Here is a 7,500-nt window from a genome sequence, read left to right as displayed (position 1 = left end):
CTATGTGCGGAAGGGATAAGTGCTGAAAGCATCTAAGCATGAAGCCCCCCTCAAGATGAGATTTCCCATAGCGTAAGCTAGTAAGATCCCTGAAAGATGATCAGGTTGATAGGTTCGAGGTGGAAGCATGGTGACATGTGGAGCTGACGAATACTAATAGATCGAGGACTTAACCATATAATATGAAGCAATGTTATCTAGTTTTGAAGGAATATGCCTTCAATAGTTTGGTGATGATGGCAGAGAGGTCACACCCGTTCCCATACCGAACACGGAAGTTAAGCTCTCTAGCGCCGATGGTAGTTGGGACCTTGTCCCTGTGAGAGTAGGACGTCGCCAAGCAACTTTAAGACGAGTCAGAATGACTCGTCTTTTTTGTATGCTTTCATACCTCTATCAATTGCATTTTTAACCCCTTCTAAATAAGAAAATCCATATTTTTTATCTGGCTCTAAGTAAGTTCCTTCCGCCCACTCGTTCCATGCGTTAATAAATAAAAACTCGCTGTTATAAAAAGAGTAAGTCCGATGAATTTGCTTGCTTAAATATATGGTGAACTTTTCAGGGGTAGAACCTACAAAGATGCTGCTATTCGCGTTTTTACGTCGTGCAGTATTATCCCAATCAACAAAAGCACCAGGAAATGTTTTTTTCTTTGGGAGCGATCGTTGTAATATATACATCCATACTTTATCGTAGTCCCAAACGTTTAATTGCATATCAGAATCATATATTACCTTATTTATGTCTGAAGAGCTATCATGGGCAATTGTATAGAAAGGTTCAAACTGAATGCTAGCATCGAATCCATTTATATTAGGTAGTGGAAAACTGTTTAATGTTTCAGCAAAGTATATACCTTTTAAACCATTTTCTCGCGCTAATGCATTCCAGTAATTAAGCATTTTTTCACAATCAGGAATATGTCCTGGACGATAAATAATGAATAGAGGTTTATCATCTATATAAATATATCTCTCATCTTGGAAAGCCTGTAATAAATAATCAAAGTGTTCCTTCCAATCAGATATATCTCCGTAGTCTTGAGGCATTAATATATGTTTATCGAGACCATCCCAAGATTTTGTCCATGGTTCATTTGCCCAAGAAAGACAAAAAGGGAAGTCAGGTTCTTTCATCTTTAGTACCTCATTAAAGGGTGTTTCTAATAGTCTTTTTCCTTTAAACCAGTAATGATAATAACAAAAACCATATATACCGTATGCTTTAGCGATTTTTGCTTGCCACTTTCTTACGGAGGGGGTAGTTAAGTCGTAATAAAAATCTTGATAAGGTTCCCTAGGTTGATAATGTCCTGAAAATAAAGGTCGTGCACTTTTAGTATTTGTCCATTCAGTAAATCCTTTCCCCCACCATCGATCATTTTCTTTAATTTGATGGAATTGTGGTAAGTAAAAAGCGATTATTTTCAAGTTATATCCCCCTCGTGTTTTTCGTAGTTCAAGTGTTGGGAAGTTATTCTTGATTTGGTGAAGCAATTTTAAAATAAGAGATATGTTATCTGTTTACTGTTTTTTTTATGGTATGTATTGGATTTTTTAAGCTTACTTAATAAGAGAGTATTAGGTAATTTGATATATATCTGAAATAGAAAGTACTTTTCGTCATGAAATTTATTACGTTGAATGAAAGGAATTAAATTTTTTGAAGGACAAAGAGGGCCTGTGGTAATCGATTTACATCATCAAAAAAGTCTTGTAGCTTTAAATATTTCTCATAATGATTTTCAATATAAGTCCTAGGTATAACGGTTTCTCCGTAAAAACTACTATTTCTAGCATCCCCTGCACCAGTAGGGCTATGAACAAATTTGCCGTTTTCATAATCCGAGATGGCGCGATGTATATCTGGAAAAGCTTGAGATAAAGTTTTATGCCATCCTGTTTGAATTAATTCAGGATGTTCTTGAAATTGTTGACAAAAATCAAGAAAATAGCGCGCTTGTGTTGTTGCGATGAAGATTCCACCAGGGCGAAGAACTCTTGAAAATTCTTTTACCCAATTTTCGGCAGTTGCTTCGGATAAATGTGAGAATACAGAATAAGCGAATATGATATCTAATGAATTGTCGCTAATAAAATCTACAGGGGGATGTGGGCTTGCTGTTTTATATATCCCTCTTCCTAGTGTTTCATTACAAAGTGTGATCATCGCAGGATCGACATCAATGCCAAGTAAATTTTGATCAGAGGCATCTTTAAATAAGAAGCGTATAATTCTTCCCCATCCGCATCCGAAGTCTAAAACTTTACTTTCTTTATTCAAGGGAACTCCTAAATTTTGGGCGTATTCTTTTATATGGCTATAAAACAAATATGCTTCGTAAAGAGCATGTTCATAAGAAGCACCTACAAATTGTTTTTGAATTTCTTCAGGAGGAAACATAGGTACGGGAACCCCATTTATCGTTGTTTGTGAACAACTTTGTATAAATAAATTTAGAAGTTCGGCATCAGATAGTGAATTAACAAGATGATCAAAATCACTTCCTAACTTAAAGTTATTCATTTGTTAAACCTCCGAATTATATAGTGATTAAACTTTATTTTCTTGCTTTTTACTAATGAAAACATGTAAAAATTCAGCATCTAACCCTAGTGATCTATCCTTTTGTAAAAAAACAATTGTATACATGTTTGCATGTGTATAAATATATTCAATCATATCCTGCCCCCAATCGAACGTTACTAAAGATCCATTCTCATCAATAGGGTTTCCATGATAAATGGGCTCTTCAATATATTCAATCACCTCTTTATTCATTCTTGCTCTTTGCACAGTTTTTGTGAGTGTATGATACCAAGGGACAGTAAATACATGAGCACCGCCAGGTTTTAATACTCGTTCTATTTCTTTAAAGGCTTTGTTTGGCGTCATTACATGCTCAAAAACGTCTTGAGTAATGAATAAATCAAAAGATTCATTTTCAAAAGTCATGTCTTCTAAGTTCTCACATCTAATACCTTGAAAGTATTGGCCAAGAGGATAATTTCTAAAGTATTGAGAATAAGTATAGTTTTTACAGTTTTTTAATAGTAGCTGAGTCGTAATTCCTCCAGGAGAGGATTCGTGAATATTATAGGAATCCCATTTTGGAAAAAATGTATGTAAAGCATGGATTAAAGCTCGCTGCCTTGGTATAGAGTTACATGTAGAACATAAATAATGATCTCTAAGCCAATCATTATGCTCTATAAATGTAGCTTTCTTTTCGCAAATAACGCAGTACCCATTATTGTGTTTCAAATTGATTTCCACACGATATCCCTCCTATGTTAATAAATGCAATCTATGTATGGAAAGTATGATACACGTCAACAATCGGCGAAATTAAAGGAAATGGGTGAAAGTTAGGTATCTCTTAAAATTACGATTAGGAGAAGGGAATAATTAGTTGGAGAGAACTCCCACTCGAATTAAAGTTTCACTTTATGCTATGCGATGTATCAGCTTTTATTCGTGGAAAAATGTATAGACTTAAAATATCCCTTTCGTGTATGGGTACATTTCAAAATCCTGTGCGTATATTTCTGTAACTAAATCCATAGTTTCTTTATCATAAAAGCTTTCGTATGTTGGAAATCGGGGAAAGCCTGGATCTGTAATGCTAAGTTCTGCATAGCTTCCTGCATAAATCATCTTGTGAGCGCGATGATGATCTGAATTTGTAAGAAGTGCTAAAGGGGATTTCATCAAATCGTACATGTGTTCCATCTTGGTGATTTGTGTATTAAAATCTTCTAAAGGAATATAGCATTGAATGAAATTTTCTTCACCAGGGACGTATTGTTGACTAAAATGTATATCTAATGATAGGGAATTGGAACCGAATGCCTGAACGTAATATAAAAATTGTTTAAATGATATTCCTTGATTACTATATTTATCATTATAAAAATAATGACGGATGCTCTCCCATTGTGGGCTAGCATATGGATTGTCAGCAAGTAATAAAAATGAGCTGACAGCTCTTGTATAAGGATTTCGTACAAGTTTACAAACATTTTTTTTAGCCTCTAGAAGACTATTTTGTAATTGTTGAATGTAATTTGTACTGTTTTTATACACCCAGAACTCATAGTAATGAATAAAGTCATTGTATTTCTTTGCTTCAGTAAATAATCCAATTTGAAAAAAGAACCAATTAGCTAATGAGGTGCATCCGCTTCTATGACTCCAAAATAGTATAAGGGGAAAGTCTTTATGGTAATGCGGAATTCGATCTTTATGTAGGATTACATGATTTAAAAGTTCTTGATTTATATTTTTCATGAGTTTAGCGCTCCTTTTTTGAGAACTTTGTGTATGTAGAAGCTTTTTTATGGGGTAAACAAGTGAGGATTGTTTATTAAATATATTCATGGGGATGAGTAAATATTATGAGTGTTTTTGCAGTCAACCTGAATAAGGAAGCTATTCTAAAATGAAAATAGAAAATAAAGATAATGAAAATTTATAACAAACATACAATGATAAGAGGATGAATAATCAAAATGATCCAGTTTATTTGTGTATATTTTTAAGTTTGACGATAGGAAAAATTTATTACTAGAGAGATGATATTATGAGGAAGAATAATTATTTAATAGTAGGTGGAAATAGTTTCATTGGTATCAACCTCGCATTGGGTTTATTGAAACAGGGGCAAAATGTAAAAGTATTTTCCAGACATATAAATAATTTTCCTCAAAATATTATAAGTGAAGTTGAATTTATTAAAGGTGATTTAGAAAATGTTGAGGATATATATAAGGCTTTAGTGAATATAGATATTATTATTTATTTAGCTGCGACGTCTAACGTAGCAACTTCAATTGAAGATGTTTTCGGTGATATTAATAGCAGTCTATTTTTTCTTAATTTCATGGAAAGTGTTAAAGATTTTCGTATTAAAAAAATTATATTGGCTTCTTCGGGAGGCACAGTTTATGGTGAACCTGAATATTTGCCTATTGATGAGAAACATCCATTAAGACCACTTTCCCCGTATGGAATAACAAAAGTTTCGCTGGAGAATTATTTGTATTTTTATAAGAGAAAATATGGAATAGATTATGTTGTATGTAGATATTCTAATCCGTATGGAAAATACCAAAACCCCTTAAAAAAAGTAGGGGCCATAAATTGTTTTTTGTACCAGCATCTCAGTAATGAAAGGATTCATATATATGGGAATCCGGAGGAGATTATTAGAGATTATATTTATATCGATGATTTAGTTGAAATTACTATACAACTAGCACAATTAAATCAATTGAAATCTTGCGTATACAACATAGGGAGTGGCAAAGGTCTTTCTTTAAAACGAATTATAGTGGAATTAGAGAAAATAACAGAAAGAAAAGTGGATTTTATCTGTTATAAACAAAAACAAGAGAACGTTCAAAAAATCATTTTAAATATTGATAAGATAAAACAAGAATTGAATTGGGAACCTAAAATAGATTTTAAACATGGGATTAGATTAAATAAGCTATGGATTGAAGAGTTCTTATGTAGTAAAAAATAATAACCCACGCTCTACTTGTATATAAGCAGAGCGTGGGTTATTATTTTATTTCTTTTTCTATAACCCAAAGGTCTTGATGTTCCCACCAAAATCCTTCAGTATACTTTTTGATAATTGGGTTATGGGGTAATGATTTAATTTTGTCACACACGTAAGAGGGACTAACTATCGTTTGTCCGTATTGATTCACATCTAAATCGAATTGTTCACTAGAGGAGAGAAACCAATAGCCCTTTTCATTTAAATTTGGAAACCCAAAGTATTTTTTGCTTTGATAGCCATGGGTTGTGAAAATGAATAAACCACCAGGTGAAACAGCGTTATACAATGTTTGCAGCCAACGAAACCAAGTTGTATCAGGCATATGAGAGAAAAAGGATAGACAAAAAACGATATCGTACGTAGAGGAGTCCAATTTTAACTGTTCAGGCTCAGGATGAGATAATATAGAAGAAGTATTTAATTTGTTTTCAATAAAGGAAATGGCCTCTTCGTGTATATCGCAAGTGGTTATACTCAAATTCGTTTGTAGATTTAATAAATGACGTGTTACGCAGCCGTATCCGGATGCAAATTCTAACAATTGAATTGGATTGGCTGTAGGAGGATAAAGGGAAGTAATTAAGTTTAAGAGTATTTGTGCTGAGTTTTGCCCATCTTTAAAGTAGTAATCTATCGCTTCTTTTTTTGATGGGAAGACGGGATTAGTGACAATGAACTGAAAGATATGATCCTCAGGATGGATGCTTGCATTTACATTATAACTGTGTGCGATTTGAGAAATTAAATCTTTATGTTCCTCTATAAAGTCTTTCAAAGAGTATTCCTCCCTTGAGTAATAGTAGCAACTTACAAGAGATATTGATGGCATAGAAAGCACATGTTTAAATTTTCAAGTATGCTTTAAGATACTTTCTATATGTATACATTTTCATTTTAGAAATGCCGTCGATAGTAAATCTTTCTTTAATGAAATTTTGCATTTGCACAACTTCATTGTAATGGGAGTATGAATCTTCTGTTCTCGTTACGCTATTTAAATGTCGTCTATGATAGTTTAAGGGGGCTGGATTGAAGTAAATATCTCCCTCTGTAAGAAGAGAAACATAGAAGAACCAGTCGCCAGCTATTTTGAACTTCTCTAACTGTTTTTCTGTTTTCTTCATATCTATATTTTTAAAAACTACACTTGAAACATTAGGTATAGTATTTTTGATAAGTAACGTATCTTGTATTTCTTCGACCCCTTTTCGAAAATAGGGGGCTTTCCATTTTTCTTTATCGATATCATTTGTGTAATTTAAATAATGATTAGCCAATACATTTCCTTGTTCATCTATTTGTTTTGATTGTGTGTAACTTAAGGTAATATTGTTATTTATATAAAACCCCTGTATCACCTCTTGTAAAAATGTCTTATCGCATAAGTCATCGGCCTCTGCGATCCAAATATAATCACCAGTTGCTGCAGAGACTCCTTTTATCCATTGTTTAAATACAGAACCAGAGTTTTTATCATTAATAATCTGTTGAACCTTCAGGTGGGTCTTATTTTCTTTTGAAAGCAGCTTTTTAAAAGTTGATACGCTATGATCAGTGGAGGCATCGTCTAAGAAAATTAGTTCGTAAAGAGGGTAGGTTTGGTTTAATATTGATTCGATTCGATCAGGTAAGTATTTTTCATAATTATAGTTCGGTATGATTACACTTATCTTTTTGTAATTATGTTCGAGAAGATCTAGTAATTGATAAATGTAATTAAGAAAATTGAAGTTTTTTTCGATAAGTTCTTGGCCAAAGCTTCCCTTTTGTAATCGTAATCCCTCATCATGAATAAATTCATATATTTTTTCTAGCATTTTGGGTAAATTTAAAAAGTCTACTAAGGCACCAGTTTTTTCTGTAACAACATCTTCAAAACCTCCAGCATTTTTAAACCCTATAACAGGAAGTTTTGCATCTAATGCTTC

Annotated in this window: 7 protein-coding genes and 2 rRNA genes (2 of these 9 cut by a window edge); 3 read left to right on the top strand and 6 right to left on the bottom strand. The window is 33.0% G+C overall.

Annotated elements, in window-relative coordinates; genetic code table 11:
* Together QCI79_RS11540 and rrf are read left to right on the top strand one after the other, a co-directional pair.
* Positions 1-177 (top strand): 23S ribosomal RNA (locus QCI79_RS11540); it begins 2,745 nt to the left of the window's first position.
* A gap of 49 nt (positions 178-226) precedes the next feature.
* Positions 227-342: ribosomal RNA gene (rrf, locus tag QCI79_RS11535) — 5S ribosomal RNA — on the top strand.
* Positions 343-356: 14 nt separating this feature from the next.
* Here the strand turns inward: rrf and QCI79_RS11530 are convergent.
* From QCI79_RS11530 to QCI79_RS11515, 4 genes are all read right to left on the bottom strand, one after another.
* Positions 357-1,433: a glycosyltransferase WbsX family protein gene (locus QCI79_RS11530; protein ID WP_000690999.1), complete on the bottom strand. Its 1,077-nt coding sequence runs from the start codon at positions 1,431-1,433 to the stop codon at positions 357-359.
* Positions 1,434-1,656: 223 nt separating this feature from the next.
* The gene (locus QCI79_RS11525; RefSeq protein WP_001058693.1) at positions 1,657-2,529 is read right to left on the bottom strand and encodes a class I SAM-dependent methyltransferase; all 873 of its coding nucleotides are present in this window, start codon (positions 2,527-2,529) and stop codon (positions 1,657-1,659) included.
* Positions 2,530-2,556: 27 nt separating this feature from the next.
* Positions 2,557-3,279 (bottom strand): class I SAM-dependent methyltransferase, encoded by a 723-nt coding sequence (locus QCI79_RS11520; protein WP_000405117.1) that lies wholly within the window; start codon positions 3,277-3,279, stop codon positions 2,557-2,559.
* Between the two features lie 219 nt (positions 3,280-3,498).
* Positions 3,499-4,293, bottom strand: a complete 795-nt coding sequence (locus tag QCI79_RS11515) for a sulfotransferase family 2 domain-containing protein (RefSeq protein ID WP_000790058.1) — start codon at positions 4,291-4,293, stop codon at positions 3,499-3,501.
* Positions 4,294-4,585: 292 nt separating this feature from the next.
* Here QCI79_RS11515 and QCI79_RS11510 point away from each other — a divergent pair, with 292 nt between their 5' ends.
* Positions 4,586-5,530, top strand: a complete 945-nt coding sequence (locus QCI79_RS11510) for an NAD-dependent epimerase/dehydratase family protein (RefSeq protein WP_001230826.1) — start codon at positions 4,586-4,588, stop codon at positions 5,528-5,530.
* Positions 5,531-5,570: 40 nt separating this feature from the next.
* Here the strand turns inward: QCI79_RS11510 and QCI79_RS11505 are convergent, their stop codons facing one another.
* Both QCI79_RS11505 and QCI79_RS11500 read right to left on the bottom strand, forming a co-directional pair.
* On the bottom strand, positions 5,571-6,347 hold the full coding sequence (locus tag QCI79_RS11505; RefSeq protein ID WP_000651237.1) for a class I SAM-dependent methyltransferase: 777 nt from the start codon (positions 6,345-6,347) through the stop codon (positions 5,571-5,573).
* A gap of 67 nt (positions 6,348-6,414) precedes the next feature.
* Positions 6,415-7,500 carry the 3' portion of a glycosyltransferase gene (locus QCI79_RS11500; RefSeq protein ID WP_021728567.1) on the bottom strand. 846 nt of this gene lie beyond the right edge of the window, so the window shows 1,086 of its 1,932 coding nt (coding positions 847-1,932); the start codon falls outside the window, past its right edge — the gene reads right to left on this strand; the stop codon is at positions 6,415-6,417.

This window comes from Bacillus cereus group sp. MG1 (assembly GCF_040460035.1).
Lineage (GTDB): Bacteria > Bacillota > Bacilli > Bacillales > Bacillaceae_G > Bacillus_A > Bacillus_A cereus.
The sequence above is the reverse complement of the archived record's forward strand: the minus strand, read 5'-3'. Positions and strand labels throughout refer to the sequence as shown.